The following is a 26,966-nucleotide window of genomic DNA, read 5'->3' on the forward strand; positions in this document are numbered from 1 at the left end:
AAAGATACTCGTTTAAATGGGAAAGCAATATTTAGAATTACAACTCTTAACCGATGATCAACTTTCTGCTGTTGTCGAACTTGATCAACGCTGTTTAGGAGGACTTTGGACAATAGACGGATATCAACGAGAAATTGATAGTCCTAATAGTGATTTAATCATTTGGAAACAAGTTAATGAAACCGCAAATTCACAACCGATCTTAGAAGAATTAAAATTACCTAAAATAGAATTAAAAAATCCAAGAAGTTCGGGTAATGAAATCATAGGAATTGGGTGTTTATGGGCAATTTTAGAAGAAGCTCATATTACAATTTTAGCCATTGATCCAGACTATCAAGGACAAGGGTTAGGTCAGGGGTTATTATTTCAATTGTTAGTATCGGCTTGGAAACGGAAACTCGAACGCGCTACCCTAGAAGTTAAAGTTTCTAATCAACCTGCGATTAACTTATATAAAAAATTTGGTTTTAAAGAAGCCGGACGTCGTAAAGGCTATTACCAAGATACCGGAGAAGATGCCTTAATTCTCTGGCGAGGAGATCTCCATCACCCCCATTTTCTCCAAACTCTTCAGGACTGGTATCAAGAGATTTGTTTGAGGTTGATGGTTGACGGTTGACGGTTGACGGTTATTAGGTTAACAGGTTAACAGGTTAACAGGTTAACAGGCAAGATGCCTGTTCCACGATTCTTAGAGCATTGTGCTAGAATCCATCAGTAAAATCAAAAGTGATCCTCTTAGCCACAACACAGTTGAGGCTTGCAGAGAGATAACCTCTATACAGAATGAAAATTCAATTTAGAGTAAGCTGTCTCTGTTCAAGTCTTGATCCCTATCCTGATCTTGGCTTTTCCAGAGGAGGAATAGGGATTTGGACTCGCCCTTGAGTCAGTTGTTGTGTCTAACCTGATAAAAAACGCTCAGATCGCAGGAAATATCCTGCAAAATCAATTTTATAGTAATCTCTAGGGTAAGTTGTAGGTCAATTCCAAGTTGGGCAAATATTCCCAGTTGAAGGAGATACACAACAACGCCAACCTAGAATCTCACGACCGCGAGAAATTAAAGTGCCAAAATGAACCCTTTCATTTTTTAGCCAACTTTTTAATTTTTCGGAAGTTATTAAGTCTCACGCTAAAATTAGCGTAACGGGTAAGCAGCAGGTGATGGGAATTAGCCATGTTTGAACGCTTCACAGAAAAAGCCATTAAAGTCATCATGTTAGCCCAGGAGGAAGCACGTCGCCTGGGGCATAACTTCGTGGGAACCGAACAGATCCTCCTGGGTCTGATCGGGGAAGGCACAGGTGTTGCTGCCAAAGTCCTAAAATCAATGGGAGTCAATCTCAAAGATGCCCGGATCGAGGTAGAAAAAATCATTGGTCGAGGTTCGGGGTTTGTCGCCGTCGAAATTCCCTTTACCCCTCGCGCCAAACGAGTGCTGGAACTGTCCCTGGAAGAAGCACGCCAATTGGGGCATAACTATATTGGCACCGAACACCTTCTCCTCGGTCTGATCCGGGAAGGGGAAGGTGTGGCGGCTAGAGTCTTAGAAAACTTGGGGGTTGACCTCTCGAAAGTTCGGACTCAAGTGATTCGGATGTTGGGTGAAACGGCCGAAGTTGCCGCCGGAGGCAGTAATAGCCGCACCAAGACCCCAACCTTAGATGAGTTTGGATCAAATTTAACCCAAATGGCCGCCGAAGGCAAACTCGATCCGGTGGTCGGTCGCCAAAAAGAAATTGAACGGGTGATCCAAATTCTCGGTCGGCGGACTAAAAATAACCCCGTGTTAATTGGGGAACCTGGCGTGGGTAAAACCGCTATTGCTGAAGGGTTAGCCCAACGCATTGCCACGAATGATATTCCCGATATTTTAGAAGAAAAACGGGTCGTTACCTTAGATATCGGGTTGTTAGTCGCTGGAACTAAATATCGGGGAGAATTTGAAGAACGTCTGAAAAAAATCATGGATGAGATCCGGTCAGCCGGAAACGTGATCCTGGTCATTGATGAAGTTCACACGTTGATCGGCGCGGGTGCTGCTGAAGGGGCGATTGATGCGGCGAATATCCTTAAACCCGCCCTAGCCAGAGGTGAGTTACAGTGCATCGGGGCGACGACCTTAGATGAATATCGTAAACACATTGAACGAGATGCGGCTTTAGAACGTCGGTTCCAACCTGTGATGGTGGGTGAACCGTCTGTTTCTGAAACGATTGAAATTCTGTTTGGGTTGCGCGAACGTTATGAGCAACACCATAAACTGAAAATTTCCGATGAAGCCTTAGAAGCCGCGGCTAAACTCTCGGATCGGTATATTAGCGATCGCTATTTACCGGATAAAGCCATTGACTTAGTTGATGAAGCGGGTTCACGGGTGCGCTTAATCAATTCTCAACTGCCTCCAGCAGCGAAAGAATTGGATAAGGAACTGCGGCAAGTGCTTAAAGAAAAAGACGAGGCGGTACGTTCTCAAGACTTTGACCGGGCGGGAGAATTGCGCGATCGCGAAATGGAAATTAAATCGCAAATTCGTTCTATTAGCCAAACCAAGAAAGCCGAAACCACCCGCAGCGAAGACGATAGCCCCATTGTCACCGAAGAAGACATCGCCCAAATTGTGGCCAGTTGGACAGGGGTTCCGGTGAACAAACTCACCGAGTCCGAGTCCGAGAAACTGCTGAACATGGAAGGAACCCTGCATCAACGGTTAATTGGTCAGGATGAAGCCGTGAAAGCCGTATCTCGTGCTATTCGTCGCGCCCGGGTGGGTCTGAAGAACCCCAACCGACCGATCGCCAGTTTTATCTTCTCTGGGCCAACTGGGGTGGGTAAAACCGAATTAACCAAGGCGTTAGCGGCCTATTTCTTCGGGTCAGAAGAAGCGATGATCCGCTTGGATATGTCGGAATATATGGAACGTCACACCGTTTCTAAGTTAATTGGGTCGCCTCCAGGTTATGTGGGATACAACGAAGGCGGACAACTGACGGAAGCGGTGCGTCGGCGTCCCTATACGGTGGTGCTGTTTGATGAAATTGAAAAAGCTCACCCCGACGTCTTCAATATGTTGCTGCAAATCTTAGAAGATGGTCGTTTGACCGATGCTAAAGGTCGGACGGTGGACTTCAAGAATACCTTGATCATTATGACGTCTAATATTGGATCGAAGGTGATCGAAAAAGGTGGCGGTGGTTTAGGGTTCGAGTTCTCTGAAAATGAAAACGATGCTCAATACAACCGCATCCGCAATTTGGTGAATGAAGAACTGAAACAATACTTCCGTCCTGAGTTCCTCAACCGTTTAGATGAAATTATTGTCTTCCGTCAGTTGAACAAGGAAGAAGTCAAGGAAATTGCGGTGATCATGTTAAAAGAAGTCTTCGGACGCTTGGTCGAAAAAGGCATTACCTTGGAAGTGACGGACAAGTTTAAAGAACGGTTAGTAGAGGAAGGTTACAACCCCAGTTATGGGGCGCGTCCTCTGCGTCGGGCGATTATGCGGTTACTCGAAGATAGTTTAGCAGAAGAAATTCTGTCTGGACGGATTAAAGAAGGGGATACTGCTGTTGTTGATGTGGATGAAAACGGTCAAGTGGTGGTGTTCCAAAGTCCTGCTGACCGGGAATTGTTACCTCAAGGCGCTGAGTCTTAATTGGGTTTAATTCTATCTTTTCTTAAACCCTTCTCCTAACAGGAGAGGGGCTTTTTTGTTGTTGGGCTTTAGCCCAATTTTCTAGTAAATTATAGGTTTATATATAGCACTACGCATTACAGTTAGGACATTTTTAAATCCTGAAACCCTTTCAATTATTACTGTTCCCTGTTCCCAGTTAAGCTGTTCCCTCTTCAAGTAGCGCTATAGCAGTCGCAGCAGATGTTAGGACGTTCTTAATTGCTTCCTCCTTCCTTTTTCTTCTGCTACAAAATCGTTAAATAAGTTTCTGTTGGACTGATGGGTAACGCCTTCAAGGTTTGATTTTTTAAGTCGATTTCTAACCCCAAAGCTTCTAAAGGTATGACTCCTAAAAGAGCATCTTGACCTCCTGGTAATTCTAAGCACTCGAAGGTTCCTTCCCGCTCAAATATTGATAGGGTAGCATCTCGGAAAATTCTGGCTTTACCAATACCCATTGCGGTGGCTACGTCCACTTCTTTTAGGAGTTTTAGCCCCAGTTTGGCGATCGCTTCTTGTGGTAAACATAGGGTAGTTGCACCCGTGTCTACTAATACATTTTTGAGGGTAATTGAGCGAATTTGCTCTGGTAAAATTGTCCCATCTTCTGCTCGAATTTGGTCGGCGCGGTTAGTAATTGTTAGAGTGGCGAAAACTTTTCCCATTTGATTGTTGCTTTGAATTTGCATATTTATCTCCTACTTAAGAGTTGGAGTTATTGCGTCTTTTAATTGTAACTTCTTTTGACAGCGATCGCGTAGGATCAAGAAACCCGGTTAGGGGTCAACGGCTGTTGACCTAATTGTGCGCGTAAGTAACGTGAGTTCGATGGGTTGCGATCGCTTTAATTTTCTGCTCAACTTGTTGGCGGCTTTGGTGGCTTATACTGATCTACTCAAAAAACCTAACTGCATTATCTCATACTGTTTTTAATCCCTCGAATTCACATCCTTATAATAAAGGATAAACCGCTTGAGGATTCAATTGTCTACGACACATTTCTCGCCGTTCTAAATTATTAGCATAACATTGGTTAATAGCAATTTCTCCATGATCAGGAGATACTAAACTTTCAATAAGTATGACTTCCAATGGACTATTGACGACACGACCAAATATTCCCGTTTCTCCGGGTTTAAGTTCTGTGGGATTAACGGTTGCTTCTCCGGCTTCTAATGGGACTAATTGATCATTCTGTTGTTGATATTCTCGATAGTTAACTTTCAGCGATCGCATTGAAGTTGTACTATTATTTTTAACCTTTCCCTCAATCGAATAACGAATTAATGTTCCTTCTCCAACTCGCACTAATTTAACATCACTCACAGTGAATCCTGAATTTTGAGTTACGATTACAGAGGCAGAATGTTGAGATGAGTTGGAAGCAGGAGAAAGAGAAGGATTTGAAATGGCTTTTAAGGCGGGAATTAAGCCAGAAACAATCACAAATGCTAAAGCCCAAGGTAAATCAATTGGCATAATCAAATCTCCTCAATTAGAATATTATTCTAATTAATCCGGTTCTGTTGCTACAATTTTGTCATATAAGGATTGAAAACCAAACCAACCCCCATAATCATGGCCAATTTGACTCAACGTTAAACTAGCCGTTTCAGGCTTTAAGGTTGTAGCTCAGGTTGAGGCTAGAAAAAAATTTTGAAAAAGGGGTTGACATTCATCGAGAAAGGGAGTAGATTAGTAAATTGTGAGAGGAAAACAAGCGAAACGCAAAACCGCTAACTCCTCAATCATCACCGAAAAGTTTGTAAAGCTTTCCTGGTGCCTATGGCTCAGTGGAACCACTCCGATCCATCTCGAACTCGGCTGTGAAACGCTGATACGGCGAAGATACTTGGCGGGTAGCCGCCTGGAAAAATAGCTCGGTGCCAGGTTAATATCAAACAAAAGCCTTCTTCCAGTGATAAATCGGAAGAAGGCTTTAGTCTTTTAACACTTTCAGAAACAAGGTTTCTTTCAAGATCTAGCAACGCTTTAGGAGATAAGTCCTCTACTCCGGTTAAAGAATCCTGCCTGAGCAAGTCATTTTTTTGATTAAAAAATCTCAGTGACTTTAGCCCTGAGAGCGTCAAAACAGCTAAACCTCAAGATGGATCTGGTATGGTGAATATCACCCTATTACAGTTAGTTTAAATAATGACTTTTACTCTCCAAATTTTGCACACCTCCGACCAAGAGGCAGGGGTTGAAGCCCTAGAAGATATTCTCCCTTTTTCCAGCGTCATCAACGCTCTGCGTTCTCAATTTCCTGAACAAACCCTGGCTCTAACTTCAGGAGATTTATACATTCCCGGCCCGTTTTTTTTCGCCAGTAGCGATCCCGCACTGAGCGATGTTATTGGTAAACCCGGTGCAGGACGAGCCGATATTGAAACTAACAATGGCTTGTTCTTTGACGCCGCCACCTTCGGCAGTCATGAATTTGACCTCGGTACGGGTCTCCTCGCCTCCTTGATTCCCGCAGACCCCGTTATCGAAGGAGTCTATAACTATCCAGGTTCTAAATTCCCCTTTTTGAGTGCAAACCTCGACTTCAGCACCGACAGTAATTTAGCAAAATTTGTGGTTCCTGACGGACAGCCCCCCCAACCCAACAGCATCGCCAAAAGCACAGTGATTGACGTGCAAGGGCAACCCATCGGCATTGTTGGGGCTACAACTCCTCTGTTGGGCAGCCTCTCGTCTCCTGGCAATATTGGTATATCCCCCTCAGACCCCAACGATCTCGATGCTCTGGCGGCCACCATTCAACCTTCGATTGATGCCCTCACCGCCCAAGGGATTAACAAAATTGTTCTGTTGTCCCATCTGAGAGACCTGAATATTGACCAGGAACTTGCCTCTGGCCTGCGGGATGTGGATGTGATTGTGGCGGGGGGATCTAACGATATCTTAGCGGATGCTACTGACCGTCTGCGAGTCGGAGATACGGCTGATGGTCTCTACCCCATCCTCACAACCTCCGCCACCGGGCAACCCGTTGCGATTGTGAATACTAAGGGCAACTATAAGTATGTGGGGCGTTTGGTAGCGGATTTTGATGATAATGGGGTTCTAATTCCCTCAAGCATTGACCCCAAGATCAGTGGAGCTTTTGCTACGGACGAAACGGGGGTGATCGAGACGGGAAACGTCCCACCCAATGAGGAATTATCGGTTGGCTTGGCTGCGGGACAACTTTCCATTGTTCCCAAAGACGGCAATACCTTTGGCCGCAGCGAGGTATTTCTCAACGGCGACACCAGCGATGTTCGCACCCAAGAAACCAACCTGGGTAATCTTGGCGCGGATGCTAATTTGTTTGCGGCTCGCCAAGTTGATCCGAGCGTGGTGATCTCGATTAAAAATGGGGGAAGTATCCGCTACTCCATCGGGGCTATTAGTAGCGAGGGTGAAAAAATCCCACCGCTCGCTAATCCTATTGCTGGGAAGGAAGCGGGACAAGTTTCCCAACTCGATATTGAAAACGTTATGCGATTCAATAACGAGTTAACAACCCTGACCCTAACGGCCTCGCAACTGCAACAAGTAATTGAACATGGTTTGGCGAAAACAGCGACCGGAGCAACTCCGGGTCAGTTCCCACAAGTTGGGGGGATGGCGTTTAGCTTCGATGCCAGTTTGCCCGTCGGACAGCGCTTGCGTTCTCTCTCGCTGCGAGATGAATCGGGCAGTGTGACCGATATTGTGGTAGAAAATGGTCAGTTAGTCGGCGACCCGAACCGATCTTTCCGTACTGTAACCCTGAAGTTTCTGGCAGATGGAGGCGATGGCTATCCCTTCCCAGACTTTGCGGCTACCTCTAATCCGGTCAGCCTCGCAGCGGCAGAATCTGACTCAACTTTTAATACCCCAGGTCGGGAGCAAAAGGCGGTGGCGGATTATCTGGTGGCGATTGGATTGTTCAACGAGGCGGATGTGCCAGCAGCCGAAGACGAACGCATTCAAAACTTGACGGTTCGCAGCGATACGGCTCTCGCCTCGGAGTTTTTTAACTTGAATGATGACGATAATGTGTTTACAGTGGCGTCAGGATTGCTTGCCGGACGACTGGGTGGACTGCGATCGCTCGATGGGAATGATGTCGTAACCGGTTCGGCTGAGGCTGATCTGATCAATGGCAATCGCAACGATGATCAGATTTCGGGTCTAGGGGGTGACGATACTGTTTTTGGAGGCGCGGGAAATGATGTTCTTAATGGCGACGCAGGTAACGATATCCTTTTCGGAGATTTAGGTAATGACACCTTAACGGGGAATTCCGGTAGTGATACTTTCGTTTTGCGCTCTGGTGGCGGTGGCGATGTGGTGACTGACTTTGAAAATGGGGCTGATGTCTTGGGATTGCCTGAAGGTTTAACTTTCGCGCAACTCTCGATGACTCAAGGGGCGACAGGAACGTTAATCTCCTTTAACCAAGAAGTTCTCGTTACCCTTAATGGCGTTTCATCTAGCTTAGTTACGGCGGAGAGTTTTAAAGCGATCACATAGCAAGGCGTTTCATATTTTAACGTGAGTTCGATCAAAAATTTTTTTTGAAAAAGGGGTTGACATTCATCGAGAAAGGGAGTAGATTAGTAAATTGTGAGAGGAAAACAAGCGAAACGCAAAACCGCTAACTCCTCAATCATCACCGAAAAGTTTGTAAAGCTTTCCTGGTGCCTATGGCTCAGTGGAACCACTCCGATCCATCTCGAACTCGGCTGTGAAACGCTGATACGGCGAAGATACTTGGCGGGTAGCCGCCTGGAAAAATAGCTCGGTGCCAGGTTAATATCAAACAAAAGTCTGCTTCCAGTGATAAATCGGAAGCAGTCTTTTGTATTTTAGCATCCCCAGAAACCGGGTTTCTTTCAAGATTTGGGATAGGAAATCAGGGTTTATACAGAAACCCGGTTTCTTTTACCCCTTTTACCCTATCCAGAAACCGGGTTTCTTTCAAGATTTAGGATAAGAAATCAGGGTTTATACAGAAACCCGGTTTCTTTTACCCCCTTTACCCTATCCAGAAACCGGGTTTCTTTCAAGATTTGGGATAAGAAATCAGGGTTTATACAGAAACCCGGTTTCTTTTACCCCCTTTACCCTATCCAGAAACCGGGTTTCTTTCAAGATTTGGGATAAGAAATCAGGGTTTATACAGAAACCCGGTTTCTTTGAGCATCGATATTATATGATATTTTGAGATTCCTAATAGATTGAATATGAAGGCGATATTACCCCCTGGAATTATTTTAGATCCGCTATTACAACAATGGTTATTAGAAGATATTGGACGAGGCGATCGCAGTACCGCCGGATTATTAATTGGAAATCAGATAAAATCTGCGGATTGGATTGTTAAAGAAAAGGGTGTCATTGCTGGGTTATCCGTAGCGGCGAGAGTGTTTCAACTCTTAGATCATCAGATGCAATTTACACCTTTAATTCAGGATGGAGAATATTGTGAAAAAGGGACAAAAATTGCGATTTTAGAAGGAAGTTTAGAAGCCTTATTAACGGGTGAGCGAGTGGCGTTAAATTTAGCGATGCGACTGAGTGGAATAGCGACAGCAACGAGAAAATATGTAGAAGCGATCGCAGATTTACCTTGTCAATTAGTGGATACTCGCAAAACAACACCCGGATTAAGAGTATTAGAAAAATATGCGATTCAAGTGGGAGGTGCAAAAAATCATCGCATGGGATTAGATGATGCAATTATGATTAAAGATAATCATATTGCGGCGGCGGGTGGAATTGGAAAAGCGATCACTCAAATTCGAGAAATAATGCCTTATCCTTTAACAATTGAAGTAGAAACCGAAACTTTAGAACAGGTAAAAATCGCCTTAGAACATCAAGCGGATATTATTATGTTAGATAATATGTCTTTAGAATTAATGAAGGAAGCCGTTAATCTAATTCGTCAGAATAATCCTCGTATTAAAATAGAAGCATCGGGAAATATTACCTTAGAAACGATTCATTCCGTTGCAGAAACTGGGGTAGATTATATTTCAACGAGTGCCCCCATTACCCGTTCAACTTGGTTAGATTTAAGTATGAAAATGTATAGTAGGGAACAGGGAACAGGGAACAGGGAACAGGGAGGAAAAGAGAAATACAAGTTTAGGTTTTAACATTAGTCTATGTCCTAACAGTCTTGGCGACGGCCATAAATTTTAATTGAGGGCGAGGTTTTCTCGCCCTGATATTCTAGGGTATTCCTAAGCGTTACTTAGAAATAAAATGCACCCAAAAATTGCCATCAGGGATGCAAACTCGCGTGATCAAGCGATAGGAATAATGTAAATAAGCTCCACTCAAATCAGTGCGATAACCAGAGGAGAACCATTCCCCATAGGGGTCATGAACAATAAACCCGTATTCGTCATAACCCACAACAACAATGATATGACCAAAGGACGTAAAATACCCATGAATAACAGCCGGATTTCCAGCCGCAATCCAATCTTTAATATCGTCTATAGTTCCATTGTCAGTAAAATAATCCTGACAACCATAATCTCGAACAATTCGAGCTAAATCATAAGGATCATGACGACTATAGCCTTTATTAATCGCATATTCATAAAGTTCATCTTCCAGTTGACCCGAACTGGTTTTACGACGAGCTTTGAAATATTCCAAACACATTGAGATGGAAGTAACATTGCATGAACCCGTGGGATTAAACCAGTTGTCTAATTGAGATTTATAGGGAACATTGAGACGATAACTGGATGGAATCGGTTTAGGATAAACCAGTTTTCCATTTTCATAAATTTGGGCGTGTTCTCCCCAAATATATAAAACCGAATATCCTCCAAAGGACTCATTTCGTAAAGCGACTCGTAAATGTCCACGAATGGGGTCATAGGCTAAAACAGCAAATTCTTTTCCGCCAGGAATCGAAAATTTTTCTGAGTCATTTAGTTGAGAAGAAGCAATCGGTTTAACCTTAAAAACGGTACTTTTAAGGGTTTTCAATATCGGGGTGGTAACGGGAATCTGTTCCCGTTTTGTTTCGATTAACTTTTTCGCCGTAATTGTACCCAGATAACCCGCTTCACCACACTCCATCAACTTTTGGAATTGATGTAATGAAGCTGTTGATTTAGGGCCAAAAATGCCATCGGCTGGGGGATCAAGCAAACCTAACCCAATGAGTTGAGTTTGGATCTGACGACTGAGTTCGTCATCTTCAGCAATGGCTTTAATATCATATCGAGTATTTTTACCGATAAAATCCTGTAGTTTCATATTGGCTGGTTCTCATCATTGACTCAATCATCATAGACATCAAAGTTGTCAGGACAATTTTACCGATATTTGGGAAGAATTTAGAGATATCCCGATCATCCCTCTAAATCTGCACTGTGTACAGGAGGTTTGAGGATGACGATTCCATAAGCATGAGCCGATAAATACTGTTGTGCTGCCTGTTGAATTTCTGTAGAACTCAATGCTTGAATATGATCAGGATAATACAGACCTGCGGTTAAATCCCCGACTAAGGATTGATAATAGCCATATAATCCAGCGCGATCGCTTGGTGTTTCATTACTAAAGATAAACCGATTTGCCACTTGTGTCCTAACTTTTGTCATTTCCTCCTCTGTAATCGGTTCGTTTTGCAGTTGAGAGATATGATCACACAGAATCGCTTCAACCTCGGTGAGATTTTCTACGGGTAAACGGGCTGAAATATAAAAGACCCCTTGTAAACGCTGAGTCATATTACTCGCAGAAATCGACGAAACTAACCCTCGATTTTCCCGGAGATCTTGAAATAGTCGTGCGGTTCTTCCTTGGCCTAAAATATAAGCTAAAACATCTAAGGGATAAGTTTCAGACAGTTCTTCTAAACCGGGGACACGCCACAGCATTAATAATCGAGCTTGTTGTAACGTATCATCAATAATTTCTTGACGGACAATGCTCTGAAAACTGGCTTCAGGAGCCCAGTGTTTGCGTTCTGGGAGGACAGAACTGATTGATCCGGGATAAACTGAAGTAACGGCATCTTCTACGGTTTGAATCAGAGAATCAACGGGTAAATTTCCTACCACTGCGACCGTCATAGAACGAGGCTGATACCAGGTGCGATGAAAATCTCGCATTTGTTGAGGGTGTAACTGTTCAATTACCGATGCTGGCCCCAAGACCGGACGACGATAGGGAAGCTGCTCAAAGGCGATTTCCATGGACTGGCGAAAAGAGCGTCTACCGGGGTTATCCTCAGAACGACGAATTTCTTCTAACACCACAAATCGTTCCCGTTCAAACGCCTCATCCGCAATACTAGCATTGAGAACCACATCAAACTGTAAAGGCGCTAAATCCGCCAAGTCTTGAGGGGCAGTGGTAATGTAGTAATGGGTATAGTCTTGGCTGGTGGCTGCATTCGTTACAGCACCCCGTTGTTCAATTTTTTGTTCAAATTCTCCCAACTGGAGATGGGGTGTGCCTTTAAAAACGATATGTTCTAAAAAATGCGCCATCCCGTTGATATCATTGGATTCAATCGCCGAACCAATATTAATCCAAACGTTGAGATTGACAGCATCCACAGGTAACTGTTCGGCCACAATGGTTAAACCATTTGAGAGGCGATGAACAGTTGGGGTATTAATCGGTCGAGACGAAGACGGTTTAACAAGGATGGAAGTCATTCGTTGTGTCTTGGGTTGTCTAGGTTTCTATCACTTTAGACCTTTTTGCGGAAAATTGAAAAACCCCCCGGCATTAAGACATCAAGGCTAACCTGGCTTTTCAAAAATTCTATCCCGGCGGATAGAAAAATGCTGGGAAATCATTTTCAAAGTCACAGAAGAGGGATAATGTACCCAATAGAAACAAGAACTCGCCATACCATCAGCAAGTTCTTGTTTAAAAGATCAAGAGAAGATTATTGTGTTAAAGTGGACAACAATTTGTCAATCCAGATTAACTCTTGTATTCCAGAACTCTAAAATGGCGGGGAGCGGATTTGAACCACTGACCTTCGGGTTATGAGCCCGACGAGCTACCAGGCTGCTCTACCCCGCGTCGCTTGTTCCTTTCCTAGTATAACCATAACTTTCTGAATTTGACAACCCCTTTTTTAAAATATTTTTTGGGCGACTAGGGGACAAGGGGACGGGGGACTAGGGGACGGGGGGACTAGGGGACTAGGGGACTAGGGGACTAGGGGACTAGGGGACTAGGGGACTAGGGGACTAGGGGACTAGGGGAGATGAGGGAAGATCAGGGGAGATGAGGGAAGATCAGGGGAGATGAGGGAGGCCGAAGTCTCCCTTCGACAGGCTCAGGGCAGCGCAGTGTCAAGCTGTCAATAGCTCACTTTAAAGAAACGACAATTCCCCCATGACATCTAAGCGTTTGAAGTCGTTGAGGGTGAGGAATTTTTCACCCAGGGTTTCGGCGATGGTGGGGGTAATCCATCCCATTTGTTTTAATAGATGAATGGCGGTGGCGTATTTCGCGCGATGTGAGCCATCCATAACTTTAATGGCTAATCCCATGCCTTCACCAATGCGTCCAACACATTGCACCCCTTCGGCTCCAGATTTACTGACGAGTTCTCCTTCGGTTAAGCGCATTAATTCCGTGTCAAAACGTCCAACTCCGGCGACCATTTCCGGGTGATGGGTCATGGCGCGAACAATACGTTCTCGATCAAGGTTATCCCCCGATGTTAATTGAGCATAGAGTATCGCCATTTGGCTTAATTCCAAATAATAGGTCGGTGCGCCGCAGTCATCCCTAGCACTGAGAAATTCATCGGGGGGTAATGCTAATAATTCTCCGACTTTACCGATAATGAGTTGTTGTAGAGGATGTTTCCGTTGTAAATAGCTTTCTAACGGCCAATGGCATTGTTGACAAACCGCTAACATTCCGGCGTGTTTCCCAGAACAGCCATGTTGCAGACGGCTATTTTTGCCTTCAGGAATGGGACACTGGAGTTGTACGGGATCAACATCCGCTCGCCAGAGAATATTAAACGCTTGTCGAGCTTGTTCGATGGTTCCTTGATGAGAACTACAGATAATCGCTAAATCAATATCGGTTAAATCATATCGTTCCAGTGTGCCTGTTGTGATTACAGCTAAGGCTTGAAAAGGTTTTAAGGCAGACCGGATAAAGGTCGCCGTGTCGGAATTTCCCGCAACAGATAATACTCGTCCTCGGCTATCACAGACGGTTGCTTGCACCCGATGGGTAGACTCAACGAGTCCTTCCCGCAGGAGTCTAACTTCCAGTTCTTTGGCTTGTGTTCGTTTTCCCCGTGTCATATTTAAGATTATATTTCAATTGGATTGGGTGAGTCAGTATTTACAATAAGATCCAGATTAGTCCGCCTCCTGCGAACAATCCTGCTAAACCGTAATAAGTTTTTCGTAATCGAGTCAGAATCGGTTGAACTTGGTGGGTGAGAATGAGTTGATCTTGAAGTAAAAATTCAGGGGTTTTTAGCCAAGTTTGGCCGTCATACCATCCTGATTCTTCATAAAAAATTTTAGAACTCAACAGACGGGATCTAATATAGTACCAGCCTAAAGATAACCGAATCACGACTAAGGTTAAAATAAAACTTGCTCCTGTCGCCGCACTGAGTATTAATTGGCCTGGGTATTTACTCGGGGCAAAACTAGCAGCAGCTACAGGACAAAAAATCACCCAGCTAATAAACCATACCCAAACTAATTTTCTCAAATATTGGGGCCAGTTGAGCATCACCCAGCTAAAAAACCAAGATGCTTTCAATTCTTGATATTCATTCACAGGACGTTGTTCAGGGGGAACTGGACAGACGGATACGGAAACCTCTCTCATATCAAAATCTGAGATTTTCTAGGATGGGCAAATCAATAATTTTATGTTTATCCAAACATGATAACGATTTGACAGACGGATTGTTTTCTCAGTTGGGCTGATATTTCCAGTCAAATGTCAGCCTGAAACGCTAGTAACCCGGATAAATCTGGTGTTTTTGAATCAGAGGATCTTTTTTTTTAAAGCTAAATCTTAAAATATTATAAAGAATAAGGATAATTTTAAATTTTGTGATACCTTCTACCCATCTCCAAAACAAAATCATGGGTAAAAACGCAAATGATTGACTTAATCTCCTAATGTGGGCGTAATTAAAACTTAACTGTAGAATTCTTTGAATATCAGGGCATCTATATTTATTTGCCCTTTCTTTGTTTATACAAAGGGACAAGGGGAAGGGGAGAAGAGATTTTTAACGGTTAACTGTTAATATCCTATATCCCCCTCTGGTTTCTAAACGTCTTTATTGTAAGCGTTGACGGGCCATCATGCGCCAGGTGAGTAATTCGGGTAAACGCCAGGTAACGCCGTTAGATTGTTGATCGGTTTCGTCCTGTTCTAAAGCCGTTTTCCAAAATGCTAGGGCTTGTTTGTGACGGTTTTGGGCTTCTAAAACTTGAGCTAAAATATAGTAAGCTACGGCATTAGATTCTTTTAATTCTAAAGATTGACGTAACTCAACTTCAGCTTGTTTAGGATTATTTTGCAAGAAATAAGCCCAGCCTAAATTTTTATGTAAAGCAGAGCGAACTCCTTTATCCTTAACCTGTACGAGGGTTTTTTCTAATTTATCAATGGCTTCGTGGGTTTTGCCTTCTAAAATTTCTAACCGAGCTAAATTATTAACAGCCGCTTGTGCTGCTCGGTTATTGTCAACATCAACCAGAATTTGATAATGTTTTTTCGCAGGTTCAAACTGTTCTAGTTTCTCGTAAGTAGACCCTAGGTTATAATGACCTGCACTTAAGGCGGGATGATAACGAACGGCTTGTAATAAATCGGTTTTAGCGGATTGGAATTCTCCTTCTAAATAGTGTTTATAACCGAGTTCATTGAAGGATTTACCCATTAATTGATACCAGATTTCTTTTTTGAAATTGCTGTTAATGGTGTAACCGATGGGTTGTGACGATCGGACGGTTTCTAAGAGCGATCGCTCGATTAAGAAATCCAAGGAAATTTGAACTTCCGTTCCGGTTTCCGAGAGGATCAAATCCGTTGCCAACTCACTTAAGGTGGCTGGTTTGGGATTGACAGCTAACCAACAAACTAAACGAATTTCAAGCTCTGACAATTCTTGATCGGCTCGTAGATGTTGACGAACCAATTCTTCAATCACTAAGGTATTTTGCTTGATTAATTTGGTGAGATTTCCGATGGTTAAATCGGGGATTTTAGCCGACCATAATTTTAAGATTAAGGGATTACCTCCACATAAATGCACTAACTCCGACAGGTATTTTCCATCCAAATAGAGGCTTTCCTGACCGGAAAGTAACATTTGTTGAGAGTCTTGTTCAGATAAGCCTGTTAACTGAATAGACGGTTTAGAGGCAAATTTTTGCCAGGAGGGGGGAATTTCCCAACCCATTAATAACACGCTACTGCGATGGGAAGATTCACTCAATTGTTGCAGGAGGACTTCATAACTTTTGAAAGCGGCATCTTTACTTCCCAGTTGTGAAATATATTCCACTTCATCGATAATCAGTAAATATCGAGAATTGGATAGGGTTTTGATGAATTCAGCAATTTGTTCTGAATCATCCCAATTTGAGGGCGGTTTCGAGGTAGCCGGAAAAGTAGCGGCAATAAATTCGCTGGGAGAAGGTTTATCTCGAAGCGATCGCCAAATTACTTGGTCAAAGTCTGGGGCAATTTCTTGGACTAATTTCACCCCTAATGCAGTTTTTCCAATTCCTCCAATCCCTTCCACCATCACCAGGGGAGCGCGTTCTGTCACTAAACCTTGTTTTAAGGTGGCTAAGGCTTCTGAACGGCCATAAAAGGCTCCTAATCGAGGCGCGCTTCCCCAATCAATTTGAACATTACTACTGAAACCTTGACCATCAACTCCTCCCAGTAAGCGTTTTTTGCGACCCGATTGGCCGTTTTGTCCGCCCAGTTGATTTCCTTCCGATTGATATTCGGCTAATAACCGTTGCTGAAGTTTGGCTAACTTTCCTGGGCCAGCCCCGGTAATGTTTAATTTCCTATACACTTCTCCTAAACGTTTCTGCAAGGCGTCCTTGCGAACTCCTAAATGCTTAGAAATTGTGGTCATGGGTTCGCCTTGGATTGCTCGTGCCATGACTTCGAGTTCATTGTCGGAAATTCCTACTCTCGTGGCTACAGTCTTTAAAAATTCTCTGGGTACCATATCCAATTTAACCTAATAAATTTTAAGATTGAATGCCAGCTTGATACTAAATTCTGCTCTTGTCAATCCCAGTAAGTTTCTATCGATTGACAAGAGCAACAAAGGATCAATCTGGGGTGATCGTCGGACAAGGAAAATCAAGCTAGAACAACTTTGAGTTGTCTTCCTAACTATCCTGCCAACCCTTGAAAATAGCTCTATTCTGGATTGAGCAATTTGCCCAAAAACTCAAGAACTCTAAATTTTAAGTTTAGCATATCTTCTCGGTTTTATGAGCTAATTCCAGAATTTTAAGTTTTTATGCTCCCCAGTTGAAAAACAGCGATTCAGATGGAATCCGCTTTTCATCTCTGACGATAGCACCTGGAGTAATTTTAGCTCTAGTGGGCAGAACAGTCTTTCTGATCCGGAAACCGACGACGGGCATCCCGACAACAGCCGTTTGTAATCGGATAGGGGGGTCTAAGTTAAAAGTGAAGAGGATTTCCCCTTTTTTAATGGCGGAGATCAGACAGTTTAGACCCGAAAATTCACTGAGATTTGATCTTGTCCTCAAGCTCAACTTTGGCATCGGAATTCAACTTTTTGGGTCTGCTATCAAAACTCAAAAGGAACACACCTAAAGAATCTAAATTTAATCTTTAAATTGTTCTCAACTTCAAAAAAACAATGATAAGCTTTGGGAATATTAGCAAAGTCCAGAATAATATGGTGATTAGTCATAGCCATCTGAATAATTCTCCCCATTTAAGGACAAAAACCCTAGGAACTTCCCCATCTGCTCATCACTTAGCCCAAGTTAGACAAGTGAAACTCTTAGCAACGGGAAAATACTTACCTAAAAATCAAGTGACTGCTGAACAATTAGGGCAAAAATTAGGAATTGAAGCCGCTTGGATTGAAAAGAAATCTGGGGTCAAAGTTCGTCACTTTGTTGAAGATGAAACCGCTTCTCAAATGGGAGCAATGGCAGCTAAAAAAGCCTTAGAAACGGCGGGATTATCCTTAAATGATATTGATTGTATTGTTTGTACCAGTAGTGTTCCTGAACAGTCTATTCCTTGTACTGCTGCTTTAGTCCAAAAACAACTCGGAGGAGAGTCTTCAGGAATTGCCACTTTTGATATTAATTCAACTTGTTTAAGCTTTGTTGTTGGGTTAGATACCCTCTCTTATTTAGTAGATGCAGGACGCTATTCACGGGTGCTATTAGTGGCTTCAGAAATTGCCTTAGCTGTTGATTGGAACAATCGAGAAACCAGTACCTTATTTGGAGATGGGGCCGCTGCTGCAATTATTAGTAAAACTGATCCCCAAGAGGGTTCAAAAATTATCTGTTCTCGCCAAGAAACCTATAGTGAAGGTGCAGAATTATCCCAATGTTTAGCCGGAGGAAATCGTTATCATCCCCGTGAATATTCGGACAATCTGGATCGATTTTTATTTAAAATGCAAGGTCGGGCAATTTACCGTTTAGCTTCTCAAATTTTACCCGGATTTTTGGAACGATTGTTACAACCTGCGGGGTTAACCTTAGAAGAGATTGATTTTGTTATTCCCCATCAAGCAAGTTTAATGGCAATGGGTTTAATTCGTAAAGGATTAAATATTCCTGAAGAAAAATGGATGGTTATTGCTCACAATCACGGAAATACCATCGCGGCTTCGATTCCGATGACCCTCCATGAAGCGATTCAACAGGATAAAATTCATCGAGGCGATCGCATTTTATTATTAGGAACCTCCGCCGGATTTTCCGTTGGGGGGATGGTTTTAGAATATTAAACTGTTAACTTGTAGCTAACTTAATGAGAGAAAATTATGAATTTGTTGATATTAATTTTAGGGTTAATTGGATTAGCAGAACGGGTGATCAAATGGATTTTAATTCAACAATTTTTTCAAAAAACCAAACTTGAGTCTGAATCTTTCCTCCCACTGGAAACCTATACAATTTCTATCTTACAACCCATTTTAAGTGGTGATCCGACATTATGGGACTGTCTGAGCCACAATTTAGCTCTTAAAACATCCTATCAACTAGAATTTATTTGGTTAATAGATGAAAATGATCCAGTCGCAGAGGTAGGATGTCATCAACTAATAGAAACCTATCCCGATGTTAAGGTTAAATTAATTTCTCTACCGCCATCTCCCAATCAAATTAGTCCAAAAATGTTTAAACTCATTGCCGGACTGAAGGCGGCAACGGGTAATATTATTGCGGTTTTAGACGATGACACGATGTTACCCAATCAAGCCTTTGATCAGTGTCTTCCCTATTTAGAAAAACCGGAGATTGGTGTTGTTTTTGGTTTACCTTATTATATCAATTTTTCTAATTTTTGGTCAACCTTAGTCTCCAGTGTTGTGAATGGGAATAACTTACTCACCTATATTCCCTATACTTATCTAATTAATCCCTTTACAATTAATGGAATGTTTTTTGTAATCAAACGAGAGGTGTTAGAAAAAGTGAATGGATTTGCAACTTTAGATAAATTTATTGTAGATGATTATGCCATCGCCCAACACTTCCGCCAACAGGGTTATCAACTTGCCCAAACTCCCGTTTGTCATGGAATTAGTACCCAAATTCAAGATTCTACCCACTATTTTAACTTGATCACACGCTGGTTTATTTTTCCTCAAGCCTCAATTTTAAAATCCTCTTCTGTTCAAGAATTAATTGTCTTTTATTTAATGGCATTTTTGCCCACTCTGTTTCCTTTTATCGTCTTCCTTTATCCTCTATTCTTTCCTTCCGTTTATGGGTTAATCTATGGACTAATTTACTTTGGTTTAAATTATGCCCTATTAAGCAACTTTAATCAAAATTATCTGCGGAATGCAACACCCAAGACCCATATTATCGTCTTAATTCTTGTGCAAATTTTACTACCCATTCATATTATTATTTCCCTGTTTTTACCCCGAACTATTAACTGGAGAGGACATATTATGCAATTAACCGAAGAGGGAGGGTTTGAATTTATTCAACGTCGAGATTCTATTTAAAGCAATGATATTAGTTATAGACATTATATTCAGTGCGATCGCATTCATTCTATTTTTCACCGGAATAGAAACTATACTATGGTGGTATACCTGGCATCAACAATCTCAACAAACCCAAATACCCACCAAACCTTGGCAAACTGCGTTAGTTTTTATTACTGGAATTAGTGACTATACCCAAGACCGTTTAGACCCAGAACAAATCAATTTTATTCATAAAATTACCCAAAGTTATCAAATTGATCAAATTATTGCTGAACCCTTTCCTTGGCAACCGTTGACCCATAAAACCTTAATTTTATCCCAATTTTGGAAGGTTTTACACCTTCAACCCCTACCTTTATGGGTGATGTCTTTACACAACTTTTGGCAAACCCTTTTAATTTTAGGATTAACAAATTCTTATGGAAAAGATATTGCACACTGTGTATTAAACCGCCTGGGTTTACCAAAATCTACTCCTAGTCAACTGATCTTTTTATGCGGAAGTACAGGGACAGGAATGGCGTTGGCTTCCCTCCCTTATTTAAAACAATATCTTTCCTCTAAATTGATTATTATTTCTTACGGAGGCGTGTTTGGGTTATCTCCAGGATTAAATGATATGGATCAGTTGTTTCATCTTGTGGGAAATCAAGATTATTGGGCAAAATTAGGTGAAATATTATTACTCAATCGAGGTGATTATACCACAGTTTTTACAAAAGCAAAACAAGAAAATCGCTTATTCAGTGTTTCGACTGGAGAACATAAACATCTGGATTATTTAAGCGATCGCAATTCCCAAACCAACCTTAAAACCGATCAACAATTAACCGTAGAAACTGTTTTAAATTTAAAAATTTTAGGCTTGAAATCCCGTTTTGATAAATGCCCCTAGTGTTCAGAATCAAGCTATTACAAAAACTGACTGTTTTAAGATTCAGATATTTTGTTTTCAGTTGGCTTCTGGATCTGATAAAATAGCAGATGTAGTCTCCGTTTTAATAAATGTAGTTTGACTTAAATCAGTTTCCGCTAAATTAGCTTGATTCAAATTAACCGCAAATAAAATTACCCCCCTTAAATTAGCTCCTATTAAATTAGCATCTTCGAGATCTGTATAAATTAATTTAGCTCCTCTTAAATCAGCCCCTCTTAAATCGGCGCCTTTCAAATTGGTTTTAAATAATTTAGCACAGGTTAAATCTGCCTTTCTGAGGTCGGCATAAATTAATTTAGCACTCGACAAATCAGCACCACTTAAATTGGTTTCAATTAAGTTAGCAAATAAATGAGAATTGCTTAAATCAGCGCCACTTAAATTCGCCGATTTTAAATTACTTTGCCAAAGCAAAATACTTTTTAATACGGCTCCTCTTAAATCAGCACCCTGCAAATTCACCCCAATAAAACCCCGTTTTCCTGTTGCATAACGATCTAATAATTCACGAGAGCTCATTAAAATAGAGGTCGGACTATGTTTTGTTGGCTTCATGGGATTTATGATTAAGCGTTTATAACTATACTTCTGTTATAACTCAAAGTGGATACTGGGTAATTCTTTAATTTTTATCCACCGAGAGACTCAGACTGATGTTATTACCAACAGAAAAATTCTGATCAGGAACACAAGCCATTTTATGAATGAGATTATTAATAATTGATCAGTATTTATACTCTTAAAAGGTATAAAAAATGACTTGAAGTTACAAAAATCAGCGATCACTTATTTTTGTAACAAAATCCCTGAAACTTAAAGTTAATCGCAATTCTGGAATTGAGTCTGTGTCAAGGATTAACGTTCAGCTAAAAAAATCCTGAATTAAATGCTACCTTAATAGATCTCCATGATTAACCTTGTCCTAGGGACTGCCAAATCGACTTGAAGGAATTTTGAGTCTGTTTTAAAACTTGATTCAGGGGTTTTTGAGCCTGAAGAAATACACGAGCGCAATTGCGACCCGGCATTCCTGAAATTGATCCTCCTGGATGAGTGCCTGCACCCGTTAAAAATAAACCTTGAATGGGGGTGGTATAATTGGCTAATTCAGGGAGGGGACGGAAAAAAATCATTTGATCTAAGGTCATATCAATATGATAACAATTGCCTTTATAAGACCCTAACCGTTCTCCCAATTCCGCCGGACTTTCTACCCGACGCGCTAAAATTGAATGCTTGAGATTAGGAGAATATTCAGCAATTTTATCCAGCACTCGATCAGCGACTTTATATTTTAACTCATCCGTCCATCCGGTTCCATTTAACCCCGTTCCTTCGGCTCCTGCTATTTGATAGGGGGCAAAAAATTCAATCCATAAGGTATGTTTTCCTTCAGGAGCCATAGAGGGATCTAAGATTGTTGGAACTACTAAATAAACAGAAGGATCATGATCAGGAATTTCCCCAACGGTACATAAATTATGGGCTTTTTCAACATGATTAACAGAATCTGCAATTAAAACTGATCCGATTAAATAACTATCTTGATGATTATAGGCATCAAATCGTAAAGGTTCAGATAATGCACAATCAATTTTGAGAATCGTTTCATTATTATTAATCATTTTACGGTCTAACCGTTCTCGTAAATTGGGATCAGCCGCATCCACATCTGCCGCATCTAAACACTGTAAAAATAACCGTCGCGCATCAATATTAGAAATCACTCCCCGTTGGGCACGATATTCTTGCTGGTTTGAAACTCTAACCCCAACAGTGCGACCGTTATCAATTAATAATTTTTGAACAGGAGTATCTGTTAAAATAACCCCCCCTAAATGTTTAACTAAATTCACTAAGGCTTGAGTTAATGCACCTGTACCCCCGCGAGGTCGAGACATTCCCGGATGATGACGCATTGCTAACATACTTGCGCCGACAGAAATGCCTTTTTGAGAGGGAGGAGCGCCAATTTCTGATGCTAATCTTGCTAAAGGAGCTTTAACAATTTCGGTATCAAACCATTCATTCACTAAATCCTCTGGACTAATTAACATGGTTCTGACAAAATCTAAGATTTTATCTTTTCCTCCCAAGACCGCTAATAAATCAATAAATGCTTCTCGGTCAAAGTTTTTGGCAATATCAAGAATTGAAGTCGGAGGCGCATTAAATAAAGGGCTAACGGCATTCATTAAGCGTTGCCAATATTCAACAAATTCTTTATATTTGCGGGCATCTCGTTCACTATATCGAGCAATTTCTGCACAGGTTTTTTCAACAGAACGATGAGCTAAAAAATACCGTCCATCGGGATGAGGACAAAACACAACGGGGTCACAATATAAATACTCTAAGCCATATTTTGTTAATTCTAATTCTTCTACAACGGGGCCAAGATGGATAAATTCATGATCAATAGCACAGAGGTTAAACTTAAATCCCGGTGCCTCTTCGGGAATGACTTCTTCTGTCGTAGCAGCCCCCCCTGGAACGGGACGTTTTTCTAACAATAAAACGCTATACCCAGCTTTGAGAAGATAAGCGGCACAAACCAACCCGTTATGACCTGCACCAATGATGATCACATCATAAGTAGACATCAGAAAACCCCCGTATTGATCACGTTGTTTAGTGTATCAATAGATGTTGATTTTTCCTAGTCCCTGGGGTAAAAAATAGAAAAAAATTTACATCTTTTGGAAGAAGGATGATTGATTTTAAATGATTATCTTAGTAAAAAGATACTAAAAATTTGATCTAAAATTAGGAGAAATGATGAGTCAAAATCAAACTGAAAATTCGGAAACTTTACCCGAAGAAGTCGCCCAAAATCCAGGCGCGAGAGCCGCTGCTATTAATAGTAATCCTACCATTACTCAAGAAGAAGCCAAAAATGCCTCCGAGGGAAAGAGTCCCAATGGTGCTGGCGGTGTGGCTTCCAGTTCGGCTGAGTCTTGTGTTACCAGTGCTTCTGACCCGAACCCAACCCATCTTCCGAGTACCACCTAAGCTTAAAAAGTTAACAGAAACCCCACCTCAATTATTCCGCTTGGGGATAAACTTGGGTGGGGTTAGGGTTGAATAAAAGCTAATAGACATTGTAAAAAATTCTGACTTCTGTACTTAAATAAAAGTCATGCAGAGTTGGCAATTGAGTAAAAAAATGCTAGAATCTGATATAAGATTATAAGTTTTTTAATCGTTGCCAATCCCTTAAGTTACGACACTGCCGAAATAGAGAAAAAGCGGTTCCAAAGGAACAACCCTGACGCTGGGAAAAATCTCGAATTGTTGTTACAACTTCCAGCACGGTATCAGGATCGGCATCCAATTGAAGATGAACTTGCTCCAATAAGGAGACAACATTTTCAGCAGGTAAACACAGACTGAGAACTTCTTTGACTTGGGTGTATTTGTTGTTCACGGGCTCAGGTTTGGGTAAAGGGGAGACTAGATAGAATGATTCTATCTAAAGATAGATGAAAAAACTTAAAAGTTATTATATCTTATCATTTTCAAAACTCAGAAGTTGAGTTCGTTTTATTTGTTTTGATTAAAGTTTAAACAGAGAATTAATAAGCTAAAAATCTGGAATCTTTATCCTTCTAGGCTAAATCAAGCCCTAATTCAACTAATATGAAAGCTCGAAAAGAATGCTACAGATGGCAAGGGAACAGGGAACAGGGAACAGGGAACAGAAGGGAAAAAAAAGAGGGAATAGAGGTGGAAAAAAGTGATTAGCCATCCGATCAATTATTTGTAGCAAACATTTCAGGATTTCATATAAATTTATTGAGATTGAACATTCCGATGGTTCAAGAAAAATATTCCCTTACCGAAGTTCGACAATGGGTTTAGTAATCTCGATAATAATGGGTTTCTTGTTTATCTCCATTCGCCACCATTCCTAATACAGGAACCCCGGCGGTATTAATTTCCCTCAACGCTAAACTAAAGGCTTCTCGGTCAGTTTTTCCTAAACCTACAACCATCATTAACCCATCGGTATGAGGCGCTAATAAATTAGCATCAGCTAACCCTAAAATTGGGGCGGTATCGTAAATAATTAAATCAAAAGATTCCTGCAATTGCTTCATTAACTCTTGCATTTGTTTTGAGGATAATAACCGAGTCGGATCAGAATAAAAGTCTCCGGCGGTTAAGACATATAAATTATCCTCGTTAGGAGCTTGTTTAATCACGGTTTTAAACTCTAGTTTTTCTGTAATAATATTAGTTAAACCTTGTTGATTTAAAAGCTCTAACATGGTATGAATCCGAGGACAACGTAAATCAGCATCAACTAACAAAACCCGTTGACCCATTGCTGCTGCTCCTTGTGCTAAATTCATGGCAATGGTGGATTTTCCATCAGATGGAGTTGCAGATGTAATCACACAGGAACGCACAGTCCCTTCAGGATTAAGTAGGCGTAAATTTGTATTTAAAGCTCGGAATGCCTCTTGGAATGGGCTACAAGCGGGATAGCTGATATTAGAAATATCGATATTGGGAGCAATAGAACCCGGAAGCATTAATGCTTCATTACTAGCAGGAATTACCCCTAATAAAGGTAAACCAATACTATCAGTAACTTCATGGGTCGTGCGATAGACATTATTGAATCGTTCCAGAATTTGAGCCGTAATTGCTCCTAAGAATAATCCCACTAATCCTCCTAATGCTAAATTAAAAGGAACATGGGGAGAAACGGCCATTAATTCCCCATTGGTTTGGCTAGGAATGCGAGGGGGTGCAATCATTTCCCAAGGTTCGGGTTGCGTTTTAGGAACGACTTCTAATTGCATCGCTTGGCGTTTATTGGTGAGTTCTGTTAGTTGAGTATTCGTGGTTTTCAACTGTTGTTGTAAACTGTTATAACGACTAAAAACCACTGGAAATACTTGAGAATATTGGTTAAATTCTTGAGCCGCTTTTTCTAAAACTTCATTTCTAACCTTCAACATCTCAATATTATTCGCCGTCATCACTAACTGCTGAATGAGATCCATTCTAATAGAATCTTGAAACCGGATAATATTAGGATCAACCTGATCAGAATTTTTTCCTAAAATCCGTTTCGCTTCCTGTTCTAATAAGGGTAATAATTGCGATCGCTGATCTAATAATACTTGAATTTGAGGAGCATTTCCTTTAAAACGGGCAGATTCAATCGCAATTTTTGTCTCTAATTGTAATAACTCTTGTAATAAGCTTTGATATTGGGGAGATTGACTTAAGGCGGATGCGAGTAATGCTTCTTCGGGTTTTAATCCTAATTGTTGTTGTAAAGTTTGATATTGAGATTCTTGCTGCTGAAGTTGAGCTTGAGTTTCTAACTTTTGGGATTGTATTTGACTATTTTGTTGAGCTAAATATTGAGTTTGAAGTTGGGGGTCAATAAAGTTATATTGTTGTTGTAGTTTTTGAATTTCTTGCTGAAGTTGCGGGATTTTTTTCTCTAATGGGGTAATTTGCTGTTGAATTAACTTGAATTGTTGTTCCCGCTCTTGAGCCTTTTTATCTTCAGGAATACTATATTTTAAATAACCCTCAGCAAGTTTTTCTAAAACAAATTGCACTTTCTGAGGTTCAGCATCTTGATAACTTACCTCTACAATTCGAGTTTCTTTTAACGGTTTAATCGAGAGAATATCCCGTTTCCAAAAGGTTTGTCCAGTTGTTTTATTAAACAGAGAATCATAAGTTACTTCAGGATAGCGGGTTTGAATCGCTTTCAGAATTCCTGACATTAATTTAGGACTTTGTAAAATTTCGATTTGGGAATAATAATCTAAATCTGCCTTCCCCTCTAACTGAGAAGATTGAGGCGGAGATTCAACTAAAATTTGAAACGACCCTTTATATTCAGGCGTTTGATTAATTGTCCACAGATAAACGCCCGCAGTAACGGCTGTTGTCACTCCTAAAACAACAATGGCTCGTTTCCATAAAACCTGCAAAAAATTAGATTTTTCTCCTTGATTATATTCGAGAGGATATAAATCCGCATCATAATATAAAGGACTGCCAGAAGGAATTCTTTCTACAGAATAGAGCGGTTTATTTTGAGGATGAGCAGCAGATAACCGAGATAATTTCCTAGTTTTCATCTTAAT

20 protein-coding genes, 1 tRNA gene and 2 rRNA genes are annotated in these 26,966 nt (G+C 41.2%); 10 read left to right on the plus strand and 13 right to left on the minus strand.

The window, feature by feature from the left end:
- Positions 1-16 precede the first annotated feature (16 nt).
- Entirely contained in the window at positions 17-622 is a 606-nt protein-coding gene (rimI, locus tag H6G57_RS09295; RefSeq protein WP_190517895.1) for a ribosomal protein S18-alanine N-acetyltransferase, read from the plus strand.
- Positions 623-1,183: 561 nt separating this feature from the next.
- On the plus strand, positions 1,184-3,661 hold the full coding sequence (locus H6G57_RS09300) for an ATP-dependent Clp protease ATP-binding subunit (RefSeq protein WP_190517897.1): 2,478 nt from the start codon (positions 1,184-1,186) through the stop codon (positions 3,659-3,661).
- A gap of 266 nt (positions 3,662-3,927) precedes the next feature.
- Here the strand turns inward: H6G57_RS09300 and H6G57_RS09305 are convergent, their stop codons facing one another.
- Positions 3,928-4,371, minus strand: a complete 444-nt coding sequence (locus H6G57_RS09305; RefSeq protein WP_190517899.1) for a retroviral-like aspartic protease family protein — start codon at positions 4,369-4,371, stop codon at positions 3,928-3,930.
- 262 nt (positions 4,372-4,633) lie between these two features.
- Positions 4,634-5,161 (minus strand): FxLYD domain-containing protein, encoded by a 528-nt coding sequence (locus tag H6G57_RS09310; protein ID WP_190517900.1) that lies wholly within the window; start codon positions 5,159-5,161, stop codon positions 4,634-4,636.
- A gap of 296 nt (positions 5,162-5,457) precedes the next feature.
- Between H6G57_RS09310 and rrf (H6G57_RS09315) the strand changes: the two genes are divergently transcribed.
- Positions 5,458-5,574: ribosomal RNA gene (gene rrf, locus H6G57_RS09315) — 5S ribosomal RNA — on the plus strand.
- Between the two features lie 406 nt (positions 5,575-5,980).
- Here the strand turns inward: rrf (H6G57_RS09315) and H6G57_RS28675 are convergent.
- A complete protein-coding gene (locus tag H6G57_RS28675; RefSeq protein ID WP_199314134.1) occupies positions 5,981-6,118 on the minus strand; it encodes a hypothetical protein in 138 nt (45 codons plus the stop codon).
- 96 nt (positions 6,119-6,214) lie between these two features.
- Here H6G57_RS28675 and H6G57_RS09320 point away from each other — a divergent pair, with 96 nt between their 5' ends.
- The 3 genes from H6G57_RS09320 to nadC all read left to right on the plus strand — a co-directional run bounded on the left by H6G57_RS09320 (position 6,215) and on the right by nadC (position 9,822).
- The gene (locus H6G57_RS09320; RefSeq protein WP_206756689.1) at positions 6,215-8,191 is read left to right on the plus strand and encodes a 5'-nucleotidase C-terminal domain-containing protein; all 1,977 of its coding nucleotides are present in this window, start codon (positions 6,215-6,217) and stop codon (positions 8,189-8,191) included.
- A 163-nt stretch (positions 8,192-8,354) separates the two neighbouring features.
- A 5S ribosomal RNA gene (gene rrf / locus H6G57_RS09325) occupies positions 8,355-8,471 on the plus strand.
- A 433-nt stretch (positions 8,472-8,904) separates the two neighbouring features.
- Positions 8,905-9,822: a carboxylating nicotinate-nucleotide diphosphorylase gene (gene nadC / locus H6G57_RS09330; RefSeq protein ID WP_190517902.1), complete on the plus strand. Its 918-nt coding sequence runs from the start codon at positions 8,905-8,907 to the stop codon at positions 9,820-9,822.
- A gap of 94 nt (positions 9,823-9,916) precedes the next feature.
- Here nadC and H6G57_RS09335 read toward each other — a convergent pair whose 3' ends face one another.
- The 6 genes from H6G57_RS09335 to H6G57_RS09360 form a co-directional block, all read right to left on the minus strand.
- Positions 9,917-10,945, minus strand: coding sequence for a C39 family peptidase (locus H6G57_RS09335; RefSeq protein ID WP_190517904.1), 1,029 nt, complete (start codon positions 10,943-10,945; stop codon positions 9,917-9,919).
- Positions 10,946-11,040: 95 nt separating this feature from the next.
- Positions 11,041-12,357: a pitrilysin family protein gene (locus H6G57_RS09340; protein ID WP_190517906.1), complete on the minus strand. Its 1,317-nt coding sequence runs from the start codon at positions 12,355-12,357 to the stop codon at positions 11,041-11,043.
- Positions 12,358-12,659: 302 nt separating this feature from the next.
- Positions 12,660-12,733 (minus strand) — tRNA-Met (locus H6G57_RS09345).
- 296 nt (positions 12,734-13,029) lie between these two features.
- Positions 13,030-13,983, minus strand: coding sequence for an asparaginase (locus H6G57_RS09350; RefSeq protein ID WP_190517907.1), 954 nt, complete (start codon positions 13,981-13,983; stop codon positions 13,030-13,032).
- Between the two features lie 40 nt (positions 13,984-14,023).
- Entirely contained in the window at positions 14,024-14,524 is a 501-nt protein-coding gene (locus H6G57_RS09355) for a CGLD27 family protein (RefSeq protein WP_190517909.1), read from the minus strand.
- Between the two features lie 463 nt (positions 14,525-14,987).
- A complete protein-coding gene (locus tag H6G57_RS09360) occupies positions 14,988-16,904 on the minus strand; it encodes a tetratricopeptide repeat protein (protein ID WP_190517911.1) in 1,917 nt (638 codons plus the stop codon).
- Positions 16,905-17,573: 669 nt separating this feature from the next.
- On the opposite strand from H6G57_RS09360, the gene H6G57_RS09365 reads away from it, so the two are divergent.
- Genes H6G57_RS09365 through H6G57_RS09375 form a run of 3 tightly spaced genes read left to right on the plus strand, consistent with a single transcriptional unit; the run spans position 17,574 to position 20,802 of the window.
- A complete protein-coding gene (locus H6G57_RS09365; protein WP_242048925.1) occupies positions 17,574-18,689 on the plus strand; it encodes a beta-ketoacyl-ACP synthase III in 1,116 nt (371 codons plus the stop codon).
- A 36-nt stretch (positions 18,690-18,725) separates the two neighbouring features.
- Positions 18,726-19,922: a glycosyltransferase family 2 protein gene (locus H6G57_RS09370; RefSeq protein WP_190517913.1), complete on the plus strand. Its 1,197-nt coding sequence runs from the start codon at positions 18,726-18,728 to the stop codon at positions 19,920-19,922.
- Between the two features lie 4 nt (positions 19,923-19,926).
- Complete coding sequence (locus H6G57_RS09375) at positions 19,927-20,802, plus strand: hypothetical protein (RefSeq protein WP_190517915.1); 876 nt, start codon at positions 19,927-19,929, stop codon at positions 20,800-20,802.
- Positions 20,803-20,859: 57 nt separating this feature from the next.
- Here the strand turns inward: H6G57_RS09375 and H6G57_RS09380 are convergent, their stop codons facing one another.
- Both H6G57_RS09380 and crtO read right to left on the minus strand, forming a co-directional pair.
- The gene (locus H6G57_RS09380; protein ID WP_190517916.1) at positions 20,860-21,399 is read right to left on the minus strand and encodes a pentapeptide repeat-containing protein; all 540 of its coding nucleotides are present in this window, start codon (positions 21,397-21,399) and stop codon (positions 20,860-20,862) included.
- Positions 21,400-21,755: 356 nt separating this feature from the next.
- On the minus strand, positions 21,756-23,447 hold the full coding sequence (gene crtO / locus H6G57_RS09385) for a beta-carotene ketolase CrtO (protein WP_190517918.1): 1,692 nt from the start codon (positions 23,445-23,447) through the stop codon (positions 21,756-21,758).
- A 175-nt stretch (positions 23,448-23,622) separates the two neighbouring features.
- Between crtO and H6G57_RS09390 the strand changes: the two genes are divergently transcribed.
- Complete coding sequence (locus tag H6G57_RS09390; RefSeq protein WP_190517919.1) at positions 23,623-23,856, plus strand: hypothetical protein; 234 nt, start codon at positions 23,623-23,625, stop codon at positions 23,854-23,856.
- A 175-nt stretch (positions 23,857-24,031) separates the two neighbouring features.
- Here the strand turns inward: H6G57_RS09390 and H6G57_RS09395 are convergent, their stop codons facing one another.
- On the minus strand, positions 24,032-24,271 hold the full coding sequence (locus H6G57_RS09395; RefSeq protein WP_190517921.1) for a hypothetical protein: 240 nt from the start codon (positions 24,269-24,271) through the stop codon (positions 24,032-24,034).
- Between the two features lie 430 nt (positions 24,272-24,701).
- On the minus strand, positions 24,702-26,960 hold the full coding sequence (locus H6G57_RS09400; protein ID WP_190517923.1) for a polysaccharide biosynthesis tyrosine autokinase: 2,259 nt from the start codon (positions 26,958-26,960) through the stop codon (positions 24,702-24,704).
- Positions 26,961-26,966: the final 6 nt, after the last annotated feature.

The organism is Planktothrix sp. FACHB-1365 (assembly GCF_014697575.1).
Classification (GTDB): domain Bacteria; phylum Cyanobacteriota; class Cyanobacteriia; order Cyanobacteriales; family Microcoleaceae; genus Planktothrix.

Excerpts from the sequence above, each read along its gene's own strand:
- H6G57_RS09355 (WP_190517909.1), bottom strand. The coding sequence starts at position 14,524 with ATGAGAGAGGTTTCCGTATCCGTCTGTCCAGTTCCCCCTGAACAACGT.
- rimI (WP_190517895.1), top strand. The coding sequence starts at position 17 with ATGGGAAAGCAATATTTAGAATTACAACTCTTAACCGATGATCAACTT.
- H6G57_RS09340 (WP_190517906.1), bottom strand. The coding sequence starts at position 12,357 with ATGACTTCCATCCTTGTTAAACCGTCTTCGTCTCGACCGATTAATACC.
- H6G57_RS09350 (WP_190517907.1), bottom strand. The coding sequence starts at position 13,983 with ATGACACGGGGAAAACGAACACAAGCCAAAGAACTGGAAGTTAGACTC.
- H6G57_RS09390 (WP_190517919.1), top strand. The coding sequence starts at position 23,623 with ATGAGTCAAAATCAAACTGAAAATTCGGAAACTTTACCCGAAGAAGTC.
- H6G57_RS09310 (WP_190517900.1), bottom strand. The coding sequence starts at position 5,161 with ATGCCAATTGATTTACCTTGGGCTTTAGCATTTGTGATTGTTTCTGGC.
- H6G57_RS28675 (WP_199314134.1), bottom strand. The coding sequence starts at position 6,118 with ATGACTGCCGAAGGTGGCGGCGTCAAAGAACAAGCCATTGTTAGTTTC.
- crtO (WP_190517918.1), bottom strand. The coding sequence starts at position 23,447 with ATGTCTACTTATGATGTGATCATCATTGGTGCAGGTCATAACGGGTTG.
- H6G57_RS09380 (WP_190517916.1), bottom strand. The coding sequence starts at position 21,399 with ATGAAGCCAACAAAACATAGTCCGACCTCTATTTTAATGAGCTCTCGT.
- H6G57_RS09365 (WP_242048925.1), top strand. The coding sequence starts at position 17,574 with ATGATAAGCTTTGGGAATATTAGCAAAGTCCAGAATAATATGGTGATT.
- nadC (WP_190517902.1), top strand. The coding sequence starts at position 8,905 with ATGAAGGCGATATTACCCCCTGGAATTATTTTAGATCCGCTATTACAA.
- H6G57_RS09360 (WP_190517911.1), bottom strand. The coding sequence starts at position 16,904 with ATGGTACCCAGAGAATTTTTAAAGACTGTAGCCACGAGAGTAGGAATT.
- H6G57_RS09370 (WP_190517913.1), top strand. The coding sequence starts at position 18,726 with ATGAATTTGTTGATATTAATTTTAGGGTTAATTGGATTAGCAGAACGG.
- H6G57_RS09375 (WP_190517915.1), top strand. The coding sequence starts at position 19,927 with ATGATATTAGTTATAGACATTATATTCAGTGCGATCGCATTCATTCTA.
- H6G57_RS09335 (WP_190517904.1), bottom strand. The coding sequence starts at position 10,945 with ATGAAACTACAGGATTTTATCGGTAAAAATACTCGATATGATATTAAA.
- H6G57_RS09305 (WP_190517899.1), bottom strand. The coding sequence starts at position 4,371 with ATGCAAATTCAAAGCAACAATCAAATGGGAAAAGTTTTCGCCACTCTA.
- H6G57_RS09300 (WP_190517897.1), top strand. The coding sequence starts at position 1,184 with ATGTTTGAACGCTTCACAGAAAAAGCCATTAAAGTCATCATGTTAGCC.
- H6G57_RS09400 (WP_190517923.1), bottom strand. The coding sequence starts at position 26,960 with ATGAAAACTAGGAAATTATCTCGGTTATCTGCTGCTCATCCTCAAAAT.